This window comes from Diaphorobacter sp. J5-51, assembly GCF_001023515.1.
GTDB classification, from domain to species: domain Bacteria; phylum Pseudomonadota; class Gammaproteobacteria; order Burkholderiales; family Burkholderiaceae_C; genus Diaphorobacter; species Diaphorobacter nitroreducens.
The window spans coordinates 38598-54504 of record NZ_JSYI01000073.1; the positions used below are offsets into that span (position 1 = coordinate 38598).

The window sequence follows — 15907 nt, forward strand, 5'->3', positions numbered from 1 at the left end:
CAAGGCCAGGCCGAGCGCAGCGATGGCCCGAATGGGCTGTCCGGTTTCCTGGTTCCCTTCAGGATGCGCCGAGGAGCGCAGCGGCCAGCGGATCAGGGCTCGCGATTGTTTGAGCGAAGCGAGTTTGAGCGAGACCCCGCTGGACGCGAGCACCGCAGGTTGCCCGCAGCGAAGCGAAGGGACGCAGCCTGTAGGGTCGCCTTTCTTTTGGGTACTTTGCTTTGGCGAAGCAAAGAAAAGTACCTCGCCCGCCGGGGCGAGTCCCGGCCAGCCACATCCAAAAGAATAGCTACTCGCGCCCACACCACAAGCCCTAAAGCCCAAAAATACCAAGAGAACACGCCATGCAAGAAACCCGTTCCACCTGCCCCTACTGCGGCGTAGGCTGCGGCGTGATCATCCAGTCCGACGGCGACACCATCACCGGCGTGCGCGGCGACCCCCACCACCCCGCCAACTTCGGCCGCCTGTGCACCAAGGGCAGCACCCTGCACCTCACCGCCAGCCGGCCCGTCACACTGCAGACCCGGCTGCTGCAACCCCAGCTGCGCCCGCAGCGCGGCCAGGCAGCGCACCCCATCGACTGGGACGCGGCTCTCGACACCGCGGCGCAGCGCTTCGCCGCCACCATCGACCGCCACGGCCCCGACGCGGTGGGCTTCTACCTGAGTGGCCAGTTGCTCACCGAGGATTACTACGTCTTCAACAAGCTGGCCAAGGGCCTGATCGGCACCAACAACATCGACACCAACTCGCGCCTGTGCATGAGCAGCGCCGTGGTTGGCTACAAGGCCACGCTGGGCGCCGACGCGCCGCCCGCCTGCTACGACGACCTGGGCCACGCGCAGTGCCTGTTCATCGCCGGCAGCAACACGGCCTGGGCGCACCCCATCGTGTTTCGCCGCATCGAGGACGCGCGCGCCGCCAACCCGGCCATGAAGATCATCGTGGCCGATCCGCGCCGCACCGACACTGCGGCCATGGCCGATCTGTTCCTGCCCCTGCTGCCGGGCAGCGACGTGATGCTGTTCAACGCCATGCTGCACGTGATGCTGCGCGAGGGCTGGGTGGACCAGGGCTACATCGCGCGCCACACCAGCGGCTTTGCCGATCTGCAGGCCGTGGTGCAGGACTGCACGCCCGAGCGCGCTGCTGCCGTCTGCGGCCTGCCGCCGCAGGACATTGCCACCGCAGCGCGCTGGTTCGCCGGCGTGGAGAGCATGGCGGAGGGTGGGCCACGCCGGCCCACGCTGAGCCTGTACTGCCAGGGCCTGAACCAGAGCACCAGCGGCACGGCCAAGAACGCCGCGCTGATCCACCTGCACCTGGCCTGCGGGCAGATCGGCCAACCGGGCGCCGGCCCTTTCAGCCTGACGGGCCAGCCCAACGCCATGGGCGGGCGCGAGGTGGGGGGCCTGGCCAACCTGCTGCCCGCGCACCGCGACATGGCCAACCCCGACCACCGCGCCGAAGTGGCCCGGCTGTGGGGCGTGGAGTCGGTGCCCGCGCGGCCCGGCATGACGGCGGTGGAGATGTTCCAGGCCGCGGCCGACGGCGCGATCAAGGCGCTGTGGATCGCCTGCACCAACCCCGCGCAGAGCCTGCCCGACCAGACCACCGTGCGCCGCGCCCTGCAACGTGCCGAGTTTGTGGTGGTGCAGGAGGCCTTCGCCACCACCGCCACCGCACAGTACGCCGACCTGCTGCTGCCTGCCACCACCTGGGGCGAGAAGACCGGCACCGTCACCAACAGCGAGCGCCGCATCAGCCGCGTGCGCGCTGCAGTGGCCGCACCCGGCGGCGCGCGGCACGACTGGCAGATCGCGCTGGCGCTGGCGCAGCGGCTGGAGAGGCACCTGCGCCCCGGCCAGCCCACGCTGTTCCCCTACGCCGGGGACACGGCGCAGGCCTGTGCCGAGGCCATCTGGAACGAACACCGCGAGACCACGCGCGGGCGCGACCTGGACATCACCGGCCTGACCTGGGCCGCGCTGGAGGCAGACGGGCCGCAGCAGTGGCCCTACCCGAGCGGCGCCCGCGCGGGCCGCGCGCGCCTGTATGCGGACGGCGTCTTTCCCACACCCGACGGGCGTGCGCGCTTCGTCCCCGCAGCCTGGCAGCCCCTGGCCGAGCCGCCCAGCGCGCGCTACCCGTTCAGCCTGACCACGGGACGCCTGCGCGACCAGTGGCACGGCATGAGCCGCACCGGCACGCTGGGGCGGCTGTTCGGCCACGCGTCCGAGCCCGCGCTGCAGATGCACCCGCAGGACCTGCAGCGCCTGCAGCTGGCCGCTGGCGACCTGGCGCATGTGACCAGCGCGCGCGGCTCCATCATCGCGCCCGTGCAGGCCGACGACACACTGGCACCCGGGCAGGCCTTCATGGCCATGCACTGGGGCGGCGAATACCTGGGCGGGCGCTCCAGCACGGGCCGGCCGCTGGCGGGCGTGAACGCGCTCACCACGCCGGCCTTCTGCCCTGGCTCCAAACAGCCGGAGCTCAAGCACGCGGCGGTGAAGGTGCTCAAGGCCGAGCTGCCCTGGACGCTGCTGGCCATGGCCTGGCTGCCCGAAGATGAAGCCCTGGCCGCGCGCGAGGCCCTGGCCGCGCTGATGCCAGAGCTACCCTTCGCCCACTGCGTGCCCTTCAGCGGCGCCGCGCCGGCGGCAGGTCCCGCGCGCACGGGCGTTCTGCTGCGCGGCGCCGCGCACGAGGCGCCGCCACCGGCCCTGCTCGCTCGCATCGAGCACCTGCTGCACCTGGACGGGCCTGGCACGCTGCGCTACGCCGACCGCCGCCGCGCCCAGCACCGCGCCGCGCGCCTGCAGCGCCAGGCCGACGGCCGCACCACTTTGGACGCACTGCTGCTGGCCGGCAATGGCAGCGCTGGCGGCTGGCTGCGCACGCTGCTGCAGGAAGAACTGCCCGTTCAATCCTACGGACGGTTGCTGCTGCTGCCCACCCAGCAGCCGCCCGTGGCCGTGGCCGCACGCGGCAAGCGGGTGTGCGTCTGCATGAACGTGACCGATACCGACATCACCGAGCGCCTGGGCCAGTGCCAGGGCAGCCCGGCCGAGCGCTTGGCGCAGTTGCAGGGCGCGCTGCGCTGCGGCACGCAATGCGGCTCCTGCGTGCCCGAGCTCAAGCGCATGGTGCAGGCGGCGGTCGCCGGCATAGGCACCACTGCGGTGCAGGCAGCATGACGCGGCACACAATTCGCCGCACGCATATAACGGGCGGTTATCAGACATGCCGCAGAATGGACACCACTCGTCCCACCCGCCAGCCAATACCCCATGGGCATCAGCCACTACATCAAGGAAATCGGCCGCGGCGCACGCGGCGCCAAGGCACTGGACCGCGCGCAAGCCGCCGATCTGTTCGGGCAAGTGCTCGACGGCCAGGTGACCGATCTGGAGATCGGCGCCTTCTGCGTGGCCATGCGCATCAAGGGCGAGACCGCCGAGGAAATGTGCGGCCTGCTGGACGCGGTGCATGCGCGCATCGCCGCCATACCGGCCTGTGCGGGCGGGCAGCCGCTCATCGTGCTGCCCAGCTACAACGGCGCGCGCAAGCTGCCCGTGCTCACGCCGCTGCTGGCGCTGCTGCTGGCGCGCGAAGGCCTGCCCGTGCTGCTGCACAGCATGCGCACCGAGGCGCGCCGCGTTCTGGCATCAAATGTGCTTGAAGCGCTGGATATACCTGCGCTAACAGCTCCTCAATCCATAGCACCCGGCAGCGTGGCGCACATCGGCACCGCGGTGCTGCTGCCCGGGCTGGCGCGCCTGCTGGCGGTGCGCGAGGTGATCGGCCTGCGCACACCGGGGCACAGCGTGGCCAAGCTGATGAACCCCTGCGCCGGCCCGGCGCTGGTGGTGAGCAGCTTCACACACCCCGAATATTTCGACATCCTGAGCGGCACCTTTGCCACGCTGGGCGCGCACGCGTTGCTGTCGCGCGGGCTGGAGGGCGAGGTGGCGGCCGACCCGCGCCGCACGCCGCGCTACGACGCCTTCATTGGCGGCACGCACCAACTGCTGCAAGACCAGCAGCCCGGCACGGCCGCCGAAGTGCCGGGCCTGCCGACCGAGATCGACGTAGCCACCACCGCCGCCTATACCCGGCGCGTGCTGGCGGGCGACGCGCCCGTGCCCCCTGCCCTGCGCCAGCAGGTGGAACATATCTTGCACTTGAGCCGTCAAATCACTGCACAGGCCTCGTCATGACCACACCTTCTCTTCCAGCCCATGCAGGCAGCTGCACCCTGGTGGGCGCCGGCCCCGGCGACCCCGAGCTGCTCACCCTCAAGGCGGTGAAGGCCATCCAGGCCGCCACCGTGCTGCTGGTGGACGACCTGGTGAGCGACGCCATCGTCGCGCTGGCCCGCCCCGGCGCCCGTGTCGTGCATGTGGGCAAGCGCGGCGGCTGCAAGAGCACGCCCCAGGCGTTCATCGAAAAGCTCATGCTCACCGCCGTGCAGGAGGGCGAGACCGTGGTGCGCCTGAAGGGCGGCGACCCGTTCATCTTTGGGCGGGGCGGCGAAGAGGTGGAGCACCTGTGCGCGGCGGGCGTGCCGGTGCAGGTGGTCAATGGCATCACCGCCGGCCTGGCGGGCATGACGCAGCTGGGCGCGCCGCTCACCCACCGCGAACATGCGCACGGCGTGGTCTTCATCACGGGCCACAACAAGCCTGGGAACCAAGGCACCGACTGGCGCCAGCTGGCCGCCACCGCGCGCGATGCACGCCTGACCCTGGTGATCTACATGGGTGTGACCGGCTGCGCCCACATCCAGGAGGAACTGCTCACCGGCCTGCCTGCACACACGCCGGCGGTGGTGATCCAGCATGTGAGCCTGCCGCAGCAGCGCCACGCGGTGACCACGCTGGGCCAGTTGCAGTCCACCATCACCCGCGAGGGGCTGGCCAGCCCCTCGGTGATCGTGATCGGCGACGTGGTGCGCGGCATCCAGGCCGTGGCGCACGGCGAAGATGCAGCCCCGGTAGCAGGCACGCGCAGCCGGGCGGTGTGACGGCTCAGCCGGCGGCGCTGGCCTGCGCCGCCTGGCGGATCTGCGCGAAGCGCTCGGCCTGTTCCCTGCGCAGGGCCTTGCGCAGCAGCGCGGCCTCCCAGCGGCGGCGCTCGTCGTAGCTGGTGGGGGCCAGCGGCGGCACGGGGGTGGGTTTGCCCGCATCGTCCACTGCCACCATCGAGAAGAAACAGCTGTTCACATGCCGCACCACCTGGGTGCGGATGTTCTCGGCCACCACCTTGATGCCGATCTCCATGGACGACGTGCCAGTATGGTTGACGCTGGCCAGGAAGGTCACCAGTTCGCCCACGTGGATGGGCTGCAGGAACATCACCTGGTCCACGCTCAGCGTGACCACGTAGCTGCCCGAATAGCGGCTGGCGCAGGCATAGGCCACCTGGTCCAGCAGCTTGAGGATGGCGCCGCCGTGGACGTTGCCGGAGAAGTTGGCCATGTCGGGCGACATGAGCACGGTCATGCTGAGTTGGTGCGCGGGAAGGTGCATGGCGGTATTAGAGCGTGTTTAAGCCGACCGTGCGAGGCCGGAGCACGTGCCTTCACCCGCCACGCCCGTGTCACACCCGCGTCACGGTTTCTTGGTTTCCCCCAGTGGGCGCGTACGCCGGCGTTCCTAGCATGGCCCCTGCGCTGCCCATGGCGGTGCAGCGCCAGCCCAATACAAAAAGCAGGGAGCTCCCATGACCACGCCGTTCATCGTCCACCCTTGTGCGCCGCGCAGGCGGCTGCTGCAGTCTCTGTGCGCGAGTGCCTGTGCGCTCGCGTGGCCGGCGCTGGCCCAGCAGCGCTCGGCAGACGCCAAGGCAGCCATCCTCATCGGGCGCTCCTCGGCACTGTCGGGGCCCATGGCGCCGTTCCTCACGCCGGTGCACGAGGGGCAGGAGGCCGCCCTGGCGGACTTCAACGAGGCCGGCGGCGTCGCAGGGCGCAAGGTGCAGCTCGTGTCCCTGGACGACAAGTTCGACGCCGCGCTCGCCCTGGACAACGCGCGCAGGCTCGTGCAGGACAGCGGCGTGGTGGCCCTGTTCGGCCAGGCCGGCACCTCGCAGGTGCTGGCGCTGCTGCCCTACCTGGCGCAGGCACGCACGCCGCTGGTGGCCGTCTACACCGGCAGCCCCGCGGTGCACGGCGCGCGCAGCCCCTACCTGTTCACCACCAGCGCCAGCTACGCGGACGAGCTGGTGAAGATCGTGCGCAACCTCGTGGCCATTCAGACCACGCGCATCGGCGTCGCCTACGAGAACAACGACTTCGGCAAGCTCGCCATGCCCCTGGTCGAGAAGGCCATCACGGCCGAGGGCGGCACCTTCGTGGGCGCCCATGCCATGCACAGCAGCGGCCAGGACGCCGAGGCCGCCGCCAAGGCCCTGGCGGCCCTGCGGCCGCAAGCCGTGGTGATGATTGCCGCGGGCCCGCCCGTGGTGGCCTACGTGCGCGCCAATAAGGCGCACCTGGGCGTGCCGGTGTACACGCTGTCGCTGGGCGCGGGTGCGCAGGTCATCCGCGCGCTGGGCAGTGACGCGCGCGGGCTGGCCGTGGCGCGCACCACGCCGCCGCCCACGCGGCTGACCACCGCCGTGGCACGCGAGTTCCAGGCGTCCATGAAGCGCCACGGCCACCCCGTGGACTATGACCGCTTCAGGGGCTACCTGGACGCGCGCATCCTCATTGAAGGCCTGCGCGCCGCGGGCCCTTCGGTGACGGGCGCATCGCTGGCGGCGACCCTGGAAGGGCTGCACAAGGTGGACCTGGGCGGCTACACCTACCAGTACAGTGCGCAGAACCGCAATGGCTCCAGCTACGTGGACATCGCCGTGATCGGGCCCGACGGCAACTACATGCACTGAACTGCCTGCACTGCTCGGCCTCGGAGCCCGTACGCGACAATCGGCGGCTTTGCCCGCCAGGTTGCTGCCCGTGTCCACACCCTTCTTTGATGCCGTCATCATCGGCGCCGGCGCCGCCGGCCTGTTCTGCGCCGCCCAGGCGGGCCAGCGCGGGCTCAAGGTGCTGCTCGTCGACCATGCGGACAAGGTGGCCGAGAAGGTCCGCATCTCGGGCGGCGGGCGCTGCAACTTCACCAACCGCGACCTGGACGTGCGCGCGCCGCACAAGCACTTCGTGGGGCAGAACGCGCAGTTCTGCCGCTCCGCGCTGTCGCGCTACACGCCGGCGGACTTCATCGCGCTGGTGGAGCGCCACGGCATCGCCTACCACGAGAAGCACAAGGGCCAGCTGTTTGCCGACCGCTCGGCCGAGGACATCATCGCCATGCTGCTGGCCGAATGCGCCCAGGGGCGCGTGGAGCGCTGGCAGCCCTGCGGCGTCAAGAATGTGGTCTTTTTGGCCGATGAGGCAGGCGGTAAAAGCGCTGGCAGCTATCAAATTGATACCGATCGCGGCCCGGTGCAGGCGCGCAGCCTGGTGGTGGCGACGGGCGGGCTGTCCATCCCCAAGATCGGTGCCACGGACTTCGGCTACCGGCTGGCACAGCAGTTCGGACTGCCGCTGGTGGCGCAACGCCCCGGCCTGGTGCCGCTGACCTTCGACGGCCAGGCCTGGGCGCCCTACGCACAGCTTGCCGGGCTGGCACTGCCGGTGGAGATCAGCACCGGCGCCAAGAAGGAACGCATGGCCTTCGTGGAAGACCTGCTGTTCACGCACCGCGGGCTGTCGGGCCCGGCCGTGCTGCAGATCTCCAGCTATTGGCAGCCGGGCACGCCGCTGACCATCAACCTCGCACCGGGCGTGGACCTGCCGGCCGCACTGGCCCAAGCCAAGGTGCGCTCGCGCAAGCTGATCGCCAACGAACTGGCCGCGCTCGTGCCCAGCCGTCTGGCCGACGCCTGGGCCAGCCAGATCGTGGACTGGCAGCGCCCCATCAACGAAGCCGCGGACAAGGCCCTGGCGCGGTTGGCCGAGCGGCTGGCGCGCTGGGAGCTCACCCCCACGGGCACCGAAGGCTACAAGAAGGCCGAGGTGACGCTGGGAGGCGTGGACACGCGCGCCCTGTCGCAACAGACCATGGAATGCAAGGCCCAGCCGGGCCTGTACTTTATCGGCGAGGTGGTAGACATCACCGGCTGGCTGGGCGGCTACAACTTCCAATGGGCCTGGGCCAGCGCCCACGCCTGCGCCCAGGCCCTCCCGCTCCACTGAACGCCCTCCGTCTCTAGGGGCCGTCTGCGCGCGAATTTCTGGCCGATTTTTAATATTCATGTAAAATGAATCTTAAGAAAACCGCCCTGCCAAAGGCCCGCCATGTCCCTGCCCCCGCTCGTCTCCGCCTCCCGCCCGGCCCAGTCCGCCGCTCCGCTGCAAGGCTGGCCTTTGCTGCGACTGGGGTTTCGGCCCTTCTACCTGGGCACGGCCCTGCTGGCCTGTCTGGCGGTGCCGCTGTGGATAGCGATCTTTCTGGGCCGCATCCAGGTGCCGTTGCCGATGTCACCTTTGCTGTGGCACGCGCACGAGATGCTGTTCGGCTTCGCCGCAGGCGTGGTGGTGGGCTTTCTGCTCACCGCCGTCAAGGCCTGGACCGGCCTGGAGACGGCCCGCGGTCCGCTGCTGGGCGCGCTGGCCCTGCTGTGGCTGGCCGCGCGGCTGGCTTCGCTGGTGGCGCCCTACGCCGTCTATGCCACGCTGGACATGCTGCTGCTGCCGGCCGTGGCCGCCGTGCTGCTGCGCGTGCTGATCAAGGCCGGCAACAAGCGCAACATTCCGCTGATCTGCCTGCTGCTGCTGATGGCTGCGGCCAACCTGGTGTTCCATCTTTCGGTGCTGGGCATCGTGGCGGTGCCGGCCGTGAGCGCGCTGTATGCCGAGCTGGCGCTGATCCTCATGGTGGTGAGCGTGATCACCGGCCGCGTGGTGCCCATGTTCACGCGCAACGTGACGCCCGGCCTGGTCATCAACATGCCGCGCAAGTTCGAGCTGTTGCTGCTGGCCGTCACGGCCGTGGCGCTGGCGCTGTGGGTGTTCGCAGCGCCCGCGCCGGTGGTGCTGGTGGCCAGCCTCGCGGCGGGTGTGATGCATGCGGTGCGGCTGTGGAAGTGGCATCCGCAGGTCACGTTCAAGCGCCCCATCCTCTGGATCCTGCACGCTTCGTACGCATGGCTGCCCCTGGGCTTCGTGCTGCTGGCGCTGGCGCAACTGGGCTGGGTCGTGCCGTCGCTGGCCGTGCATGCCTTTGCCGTGGGCGTGATCGGCGGGCTGATCATCGGCATGGTCACGCGCACCGCGCGCGGCCATACGGGCCGGCCGCTGCAGCCCTCGCGCGGCGAAGTGGTGGCCTATGCCCTGGTGATGCTGGCCGCCGTGCTGCGCGTGCTGGTGCCCGCCGTGCAACCCGCGTGGTACGCCTATGCGCTGGAAGGCGCCGCCTGCCTGTGGGCCATCGCCTTCGCGATCTACCTCGTGATCTACACCCCCTGGCTGATGCGCACCCGTCTGGACGGCAAGGACGGCTGATGCCGGCCCATGCCTCACAACTGCAAGCTCCCTCCCCCCTTTTTTTACACACACCCGAAAGGTTGAACCATGAGCAACACCGTTTCCGTGATCGACGTACGCACCATCGCTCCTTATGAGCGCCATGCGCAAATCTTTGGCCGCCTGGACGCGCTGGGCGCGGGCGAGTCGCTGCAGATCGTGAACGACCACGACCCCGTGCCGCTGCGCATGCAACTGGAAGGCCGCGCACCCGGCCAGTTCCAGTGGGCGTACCTGGAGGCAGGCCCCCGACAGTGGCAGATCGAAATCACCAAGCTGGCATCCAAGACCCAGGCTGCCGCAGAGGCTGAAGACTCCTGCTGCTCGGGCGGTGCCTGCTGCGGCTGATCGGCGAAGCCACTCAACCAAAGCAAAAGGGGCAGGTATCACCTGCCCCTTTTTGATCGTCCCTGCTTCACAGCCCCAGCGCCAGCTGCGCCTCCTCGCTCATCATGGAGCGGTCCCAGGGCGGGTCAAACACCAGATTCACCGTGATCTCGCCCACGCGCGGCAGGGCCAGCAGCTTGTCGCACACCTCGTCGGCAATCGCTTCGCCCATGCCGCAGCCGGGGGCGGTGAGCGTCATGTCCACCAGCGCGCGCACCTTGTGGGCATCGTCGGGCAAGGGCTCGAAAGCCAGCCGGTACACCAGGCCCAGGTCCACGATGTTCACCGGGATCTCCGGGTCGTAGCAGGTGCGCAGCGTCTCCCACACCAGCGGCTCCAGTTCCTCGATGGGCAGGTCCGCGGGCGCAGTGATAGTCTCGGGCGGCGTCTTGCCGATAGCGTCGGCATCCACACCCTTCAGCCGCATGAGCTGGCCTTCGACCAGCAGCGTGAAGGACGAACCCAGCGCCTGCGTGATCTGCGCCAGTTGCCCGGCCTCCAGTTCGATCGGCTCGCCGCTGGGAATCGCCTCCACGGTCACGTTGCGGCGCACCAGCACATCCTCGCGATGGCGGCGGTAGGTCATGCGGGCTCCTCCTCAGTACTTACGCTCTGGCCGTTGCCGTTGTCGGCAATCGCATGCATCAGCGCATGCCAGCCCAGCAGGGCGCACTTGATGCGGCTGGGGTACTGGCGCACGCCGGCCAGGCTGACCAGCTTGCCCAGCGGGGCGTCCTCAGGCGCCTCCTCTCCCGTCAGCACCGCACGAAAGTGCTGCTGCAGCGCCTGCGCGGCGGCAACCTCCTTGCCCTTCACGGCCTCGGTCATCATCGAGGTAGAGGCCATGCAAATCGCGCACCCCTGGCCGGTGAAGCGGATGTCCTGCACGCGCCCTTGCTGCAGCTGCAGTTCCACGGCAATGCGGTCGCCACACGACGGGTTGGTGCCCTGCGCCTGGTGCGTGGGCTGCGGCAGATGGCCGAAGTTGCGCGGTGCGCGCTTGTGCTCCAGCACCACTTCCTGGTACAGCTCGTTCTCGGCGTTGCCGGTGAATCCAGTCATCGCATGACCTCCAGCGCCTGTGCCACGCCGGCGATCAAGCGCTCGACCTCCTCATGGCTGTTGTACAGCGCGAACGATGCGCGCGTGGTCGGCCCCATCCCCAGGTGCTCCTGCAGCGGCTGTGCGCAGTGGTGGCCCGTGCGCACGGCGATGCCGCGCTCGTCCAGCAGCGTGCCGATGTCGTGCGGGTGCACGTCGCGTGCCACAAACGACACCAGCGACGCCTGCGTGGCATGCGGGGCAAGCACCGTCACACCCTCCAGTGCCGACAAGCCCGCCAGCGCCTGCGCGCGCAGGGCCTGCACGTGCAGGTCAATGGCCTCTCGGCCAATACCATCGATGAAGCGCGCCGCCGCCGCCAGGCCCACGGCCCCGGCCACGTTGGGCGTGCCGCCTTCCAGCCGCGCAGGCAGCGCCGCATAGCCCGCAGCGGTGTAGCTCACCCACTCCACCATGTCGCCCCCCAGGCGCAGCGGGTACAACCGCTCCAGCGCCTCGCGCCGGCCGGCCAGTGCGCCGGTGCCCATGGGCCCGTACATCTTGTGGCCGGAGAAGGCCATGAAGTCCGCCTCCAGCTCCGCCAGAGCGGGCATGGCATGGCCCACCGCCTGCGCGGCATCCAGCACCGTGAGGGCGCCAGCCGCGCGTGCCATGGCCAGCAGCGCCTCATACGGAGGACGCTCGCCCGTGGCATTGGCGCAGGCCGTGAGTGCCAGCACGCGGGTGTTGGGTGTGAGCAATGGCGCCAGATCGGCCTCATGCACGCGTCCCTGCGCGTCGGGCTGGAGGACGACCAGTTCCGCCCCGCTCATGCGTGCAGCCTGCTGCCAGGGCACCAGGTTGGCATGGTGCTCCAGCCCGCTCACGATGATGCGGTCGCCGGGGCGCAGCCAGGCCTTGCCCGGCCCCGCGGCCCACAACCCTTGGGCCACGAGGTTCAGCGCCTCGGTCGTGCCGCTGGTGAAGACCAGTTCATGCTGCATGCCCGCGCCGATGAAGCGCTTGAGCGTGGCGCGCGCCTCTTCAAAGGCGTCGGTGGCGCGCTGGCTCAGCGTGTGCACGCCGCGGTGAATGTTGGCGCGGTCATGGCGTTCGAAGCGCTGCATGGCTTCCTGCACCGCCAGTGGCATCTGCGTGGTGGCGGCGTTGTCCAGATAGGCCAGCGGCTGCCCGTGGATGCGCTGCGCCAGCACCGGAAACTGCGCGCGCAGTGCCTGCACCGGCAGGCCGCCGGTGTGCAACAAAGGATGTGGTTTACCCATGGTGTGCCTCCTCGGCTGTGGGCTGCAGCCGGGCGATCGCACCGGCCAGCCAGCCGCTCTGCAGCCACTGCGCCAGCATGCCGTCCCCCTCGGCCCCCAGGCATCGATCAAGCAACGCTTGGGCCATGCCTTCAATGATGAGCGCGCGCGCGGCCGCGTCATCCAACCCGCGCTGGCGGGCGTAGAACAGCGCATCCTCGGGCAACGCACCCCAGGTAGCGCCGTGCGCGGCCTGCACGTTGTCGTGCAGGATCTCCAGGTGCGGGCGCAGGATCAAACGTGGCTGGCCCGCCAGCGGCACGCCGGCCAGGCGCTGGCGCACATCGGCCCCGTCGCTGCCGGGCGCGATGCGCGTATAGGCATTCGCCACCGCGTGGGCGCGGCCCTGGGCCAGGGCCAGGGTCTCGACCTGGCTCACGGCCTGTGCAGCTTGCAGGTCGGTGTACGTCTGCTGGTCCAGCTTGCCGTCCGCCAACAGCAGCAACGCGGCCTGCCGCGCGCTGGCGCCCGCGCCCTGCAGCGTGATGTGGCTGCGTTGCAGGTGGTAGCTGGCGCCCGTGGCGACCAGCGCCTGGGCATAAGCGGCACCTGCCGCCACATGGACCTGCAGGTGGTGCGCCACGCGGTCGTCGGCCAACGGCGCAGCGACGCGCAGGTGTTGTAGCCGTGCCCCCTGCGCCAGACGGATGTGGGCGTGCAGGTTTTGTGACACGGCCGACAGACCGTCTGCGGCAGGCCGCTCATGGGTTTCGATCAGAACGCACTGCACGCCGGCTTCCACGTCCAGCACCAGCAAGGGCGCCTCGGCCGCGGCGCCGGGCTGGTGGTGCAGCTCCAGGCACACAGGCTCGCGCTCACGGCCCGGCGTGGCGGCCACGCGCAGGCGCAGGCCCCGGCGGCACAGGGCACGATGCGCCCAGGCGAAGGGGGCGGCGGCCCCATCCCCACCGCCGGACTCTGGCGACGGCAGCCCTGCCATCAACTCGGCGCGCTGCGCCGGGTCCAGGGCGTCCAGCCAACGCGCCTGGACGCTGGTGGCCGCCTGTGCGTGGGGCAGGCGCAGCGTCCAGCCCGCACCCGCGGGCAACGAGGCCTCATCGACGACCTCGGCCTGCGTTCCCAGCCAGTCCTGCAGCACGGGCGGGGGCAGGTGGTGAAAGGCTTCGCTGCGCCGCGCAATCCAGCCCTGCGTCTGCAGGCGCTCGCGCGCGGCGTGCATGTCGGCTTGTGCGCTGTTCATGGTGTCATGCCTCCGCCGTGGCAGGTTGGCGCGTAAAGCCCGTGCGGGCGATGCGCCGCGCCAGCTCCACGTCGCCCGTCTCGGCGATACGGCCCTGGTCCAGGCGCAGCACGGTGTCGGGCTGCAGCTGCTCGATCAGGTGCAGGTAGTGCGAGACGACGATGAAGGCCGTGCCCTGTTCGCGCAGTTTCTGCACCAACGCGACCACGGCGCGCACGCCGTCCACGTCCATGCCCGAGTCGATTTCGTCCAGCAGCGCCAGGCGCGGTTGCAGCAGCGCCAGCTGCAGCAGTTCATTGCGCTTGCGCTCGCCGCCGGAAAAACCTTCGTTCACCGGGCGGCCCAGCATGGCCTGGGGCAACCCCAGTTCGTGGGCGGCCTGCTTGGCGCTGGCCAGGAAGTCGAACGCATCCAGCGGCTGCTGGCCGCGCGCCTCGTGCACGGCATTCAGCGCGGTGCGGATGAACAGGTTGTTCTTCACACCCGGCACATCGGGCGGCGACTGGAAGGACACGAACAGCCCCGCGCGGGCGCGCTCATGCGCGGGCAGCTGCAGCAGGTCCTGCCCGTCCAGCAGCGCCTGGCCGGCTTGCACCTGGTAACTCGGGTGGCCGGCCAGCGCCATGCCCAGCGTGCTCTTGCCGCTGCCGTTGGCGCCCATCAGCACGACGAGCGCGCCGGCGGGCACGTCCAGCGAGACCGATTGCAGCACGGTGCGCTCGCCAACGCGCACACGCAGGTCGCGCACTTGCAGCAAAGGAGTGGTGGAGGTCATGTGGGTTTCCTATTAATTTGATAGCTGTTCGCGCTGAATGGATAAGGGCTAGAGTCCTTTTTCATTCAAACTTTGTCATCTCAACCCACCGCACCTTCCAGCGACACGGCAAGCAGCGCCTTGGCTTCCAGCGCGAATTCCATGGGCAACTCTTCCAGCACCGCCTGGCAAAAGCCGCCGACGATGAGGGCCGTGGCCTCCTGCGGGTCGATGCCACGCTGCTGGCAATAGAACAGGCGCTCTTCCGAGATGCGCGTGGTGGTGGCCTCGTGCTCCACCACGGCATCGCTGCGCGCGGTGTCCACGTAAGGGAAGGTGTGTGCGCCGCAGTCGGGCCCGATGAGCAGCGAGTCGCACTGCGTGTGGTTGCGCGCGCCGGCGGCGCCGGGGTTCACGCGCACCAGGCCGCGGTAGCTGTTGTGCGCGTGGCCCGCGCTGATGCCCTTGGAGACGATGCGGCTGGTGGTGTTCTTGCCCAGGTGGATCATCTTGGTGCCGGTGTCCGCCTGCTGGAAGTGGTTGGACACGGCGATCGAGTGGAACTCGCCGTTCGATTCGTCACCGCGCAGCACCACGCTGGGGTACTTCCAGGTGATGGCCGAGCCGGTCTCGATCTGCGTCCAGGCGATGCGCGAGCGCCTGCCGGCCGCCAGGCCGCGCTTGGTCACGAAGTTGTAGATGCCGCCCACGCCGTTCTCGTCGCCGGGGTACCAGTTCTGCACCGTGGAGTACTTGATAAACGCGTCGTCGTGCGCGATCAACTCCACCACGGCGGCGTGTAGCTGGTTCTCGTCGCGCTGCGGGGCGGTGCAGCCCTCCAGATAGCTGACCGAACTACCCTCCTCGGCAATGATCAGCGTGCGCTCGAACTGCCCCGTGTTCTGCGCGTTGATGCGGAAGTAGGACGACAGCTCCATGGGGCACTTCACGCCCTTGGGAATGTAGACAAAGGAGCCATCGGAAAACACCGCCGAGTTCAGCGCGGCATAGAAGTTGTCGCCCTGCGGCACCACGGTCCCCAGGTATTTCTCGACCAGCTCCGGGTGGTTCTGCACCGCATGCGAGAACGAGCAGAAGATCACGCCCACTTCGGCCAACTGCTCGCGGAAGGTGGTGCCCACCGAGACCGAGTCGAACACCGCGTCCACCGCCACGCCCGCCAGGCGGGCGCGCTCGTGCAGCGGCACGTTGAGCTTCTCGTAGGTCTCCAGCAGCTTGGGGTCCACCTCGTCCAGGCTCTTGGGTGCGTTTTTGAGCGACTTGGGTGCCGAGTAGTAGCTCAGCGCCTGAAAATCGATGGGCTCGATCTTCAGGTGCGCCCAGTCGGGCAGCTCCATCGCACGCCAGCGCTCGAAGGCCGCCAGCCGCCAGTCCAGCAAAAACTGCGGCTCGCGCTTCTTGCGCGAGATGGCGCGGATGGTGTCCTCGTCCAGGCCCGGCGGCAGGGAATCGGACTCGACGTCGGTGACGAAACCGTGCTGGTACGGGCGCTGCAGCGCCTGCTCCAGCGCGGGCGCCTGCGGCGCCTCGCGACCGGCGACGGGCGCATCGAGGATGGCGGGTTGTGAGGACATGACCGTGGGGCGGAGTTTTAATATTCATATGTTATGAATCTTTTAAAAATCCGCCAAACCCGCATGCGG

The 15907-nt window shown here is 69.3% G+C and carries 14 protein-coding genes; 7 read left to right on the plus strand and 7 right to left on the minus strand.

Features of this window, described 5'->3' with window-relative positions; all coding sequences use genetic code 11:
* The first annotated feature begins 344 nt into the window (after positions 1-344).
* The 3 genes from OX89_RS09940 to cobA all read left to right on the plus strand — a co-directional run bounded on the left by OX89_RS09940 (position 345) and on the right by cobA (position 5032).
* Positions 345-3203 (plus strand): nitrate reductase, encoded by a 2859-nt coding sequence (locus tag OX89_RS09940; protein WP_047350500.1) that lies wholly within the window; start codon positions 345-347, stop codon positions 3201-3203.
* Between the two features lie 93 nt (positions 3204-3296).
* A complete protein-coding gene (ybiB, locus tag OX89_RS09945) occupies positions 3297-4226 on the plus strand; it encodes a DNA-binding protein YbiB (RefSeq protein WP_047350501.1) in 930 nt (309 codons plus the stop codon).
* Complete coding sequence (gene cobA, locus OX89_RS09950) at positions 4223-5032, plus strand: uroporphyrinogen-III C-methyltransferase (protein WP_047350502.1); 810 nt, start codon at positions 4223-4225, stop codon at positions 5030-5032. The genes ybiB and cobA overlap by 4 nt, the downstream gene beginning before the upstream one ends.
* A gap of 4 nt (positions 5033-5036) precedes the next feature.
* On the opposite strand, the gene OX89_RS09955 is transcribed toward cobA, so the two are convergent.
* Positions 5037-5537 carry an acyl-CoA thioesterase gene (locus OX89_RS09955; protein WP_047350503.1) on the minus strand — a complete coding sequence of 167 codons (501 nt, stop codon included), beginning with the start codon at positions 5535-5537 and terminating at the stop codon, positions 5037-5039.
* A 193-nt stretch (positions 5538-5730) separates the two neighbouring features.
* Between OX89_RS09955 and OX89_RS09960 the strand changes: the two genes are divergently transcribed.
* From OX89_RS09960 to OX89_RS09975, 4 genes are all read left to right on the plus strand, one after another.
* A complete protein-coding gene (locus tag OX89_RS09960) occupies positions 5731-6897 on the plus strand; it encodes an ABC transporter substrate-binding protein (protein WP_047350504.1) in 1167 nt (388 codons plus the stop codon).
* Positions 6898-6967: 70 nt separating this feature from the next.
* Positions 6968-8209 carry an NAD(P)/FAD-dependent oxidoreductase gene (locus OX89_RS09965; protein ID WP_047350542.1) on the plus strand — a complete coding sequence of 414 codons (1242 nt, stop codon included), beginning with the start codon at positions 6968-6970 and terminating at the stop codon, positions 8207-8209.
* Between the two features lie 102 nt (positions 8210-8311).
* The gene (locus OX89_RS09970; RefSeq protein ID WP_047350505.1) at positions 8312-9517 is read left to right on the plus strand and encodes an NnrS family protein; all 1206 of its coding nucleotides are present in this window, start codon (positions 8312-8314) and stop codon (positions 9515-9517) included.
* Between the two features lie 69 nt (positions 9518-9586).
* Entirely contained in the window at positions 9587-9886 is a 300-nt protein-coding gene (locus tag OX89_RS09975) for a DUF2249 domain-containing protein (protein ID WP_011806004.1), read from the plus strand.
* A gap of 67 nt (positions 9887-9953) precedes the next feature.
* Here OX89_RS09975 and sufT read toward each other — a convergent pair whose 3' ends face one another.
* From sufT to sufB, 6 genes are all read right to left on the minus strand, one after another.
* Complete coding sequence (gene sufT, locus OX89_RS09980) at positions 9954-10511, minus strand: putative Fe-S cluster assembly protein SufT (RefSeq protein ID WP_015913741.1); 558 nt, start codon at positions 10509-10511, stop codon at positions 9954-9956.
* Positions 10508-10987, minus strand: a complete 480-nt coding sequence (sufU, locus tag OX89_RS09985; RefSeq protein WP_011806006.1) for a Fe-S cluster assembly sulfur transfer protein SufU — start codon at positions 10985-10987, stop codon at positions 10508-10510. The genes sufT and sufU overlap by 4 nt, the downstream gene beginning before the upstream one ends.
* Entirely contained in the window at positions 10984-12249 is a 1266-nt protein-coding gene (locus tag OX89_RS09990; protein ID WP_047350506.1) for an aminotransferase class V-fold PLP-dependent enzyme, read from the minus strand. The genes sufU and OX89_RS09990 overlap by 4 nt, the downstream gene beginning before the upstream one ends.
* Positions 12242-13489: a SufD family Fe-S cluster assembly protein gene (locus OX89_RS09995; RefSeq protein ID WP_047350507.1), complete on the minus strand. Its 1248-nt coding sequence runs from the start codon at positions 13487-13489 to the stop codon at positions 12242-12244. Before OX89_RS09995 ends, OX89_RS09990 begins: the two co-directional genes overlap by 8 nt.
* A gap of 4 nt (positions 13490-13493) precedes the next feature.
* Complete coding sequence (sufC, locus tag OX89_RS10000) at positions 13494-14264, minus strand: Fe-S cluster assembly ATPase SufC (RefSeq protein WP_047350508.1); 771 nt, start codon at positions 14262-14264, stop codon at positions 13494-13496.
* Positions 14265-14344: 80 nt separating this feature from the next.
* Positions 14345-15838 carry a Fe-S cluster assembly protein SufB gene (sufB, locus tag OX89_RS10005; protein ID WP_015913746.1) on the minus strand — a complete coding sequence of 498 codons (1494 nt, stop codon included), beginning with the start codon at positions 15836-15838 and terminating at the stop codon, positions 14345-14347.
* Between the last annotated feature and the right edge of the window lie 69 nt (positions 15839-15907).

Excerpts from the sequence above, each read along its gene's own strand:
- sufB (WP_015913746.1), bottom strand. The coding sequence starts at position 15,838 with ATGTCCTCACAACCCGCCATCCTCGATGCGCCCGTCGCCGGTCGCGAG.
- OX89_RS09995 (WP_047350507.1), bottom strand. The coding sequence starts at position 13,489 with ATGAACAGCGCACAAGCCGACATGCACGCCGCGCGCGAGCGCCTGCAG.
- OX89_RS09940 (WP_047350500.1), top strand. The coding sequence starts at position 345 with ATGCAAGAAACCCGTTCCACCTGCCCCTACTGCGGCGTAGGCTGCGGC.
- ybiB (WP_047350501.1), top strand. The coding sequence starts at position 3,297 with ATGGGCATCAGCCACTACATCAAGGAAATCGGCCGCGGCGCACGCGGC.
- sufU (WP_011806006.1), bottom strand. The coding sequence starts at position 10,987 with ATGACTGGATTCACCGGCAACGCCGAGAACGAGCTGTACCAGGAAGTG.
- OX89_RS09970 (WP_047350505.1), top strand. The coding sequence starts at position 8,312 with ATGTCCCTGCCCCCGCTCGTCTCCGCCTCCCGCCCGGCCCAGTCCGCC.
- sufC (WP_047350508.1), bottom strand. The coding sequence starts at position 14,264 with ATGACCTCCACCACTCCTTTGCTGCAAGTGCGCGACCTGCGTGTGCGC.
- OX89_RS09960 (WP_047350504.1), top strand. The coding sequence starts at position 5,731 with ATGACCACGCCGTTCATCGTCCACCCTTGTGCGCCGCGCAGGCGGCTG.
- cobA (WP_047350502.1), top strand. The coding sequence starts at position 4,223 with ATGACCACACCTTCTCTTCCAGCCCATGCAGGCAGCTGCACCCTGGTG.
- OX89_RS09955 (WP_047350503.1), bottom strand. The coding sequence starts at position 5,537 with ATGCACCTTCCCGCGCACCAACTCAGCATGACCGTGCTCATGTCGCCC.
- sufT (WP_015913741.1), bottom strand. The coding sequence starts at position 10,511 with ATGACCTACCGCCGCCATCGCGAGGATGTGCTGGTGCGCCGCAACGTG.
- OX89_RS09975 (WP_011806004.1), top strand. The coding sequence starts at position 9,587 with ATGAGCAACACCGTTTCCGTGATCGACGTACGCACCATCGCTCCTTAT.
- OX89_RS09990 (WP_047350506.1), bottom strand. The coding sequence starts at position 12,249 with ATGGGTAAACCACATCCTTTGTTGCACACCGGCGGCCTGCCGGTGCAG.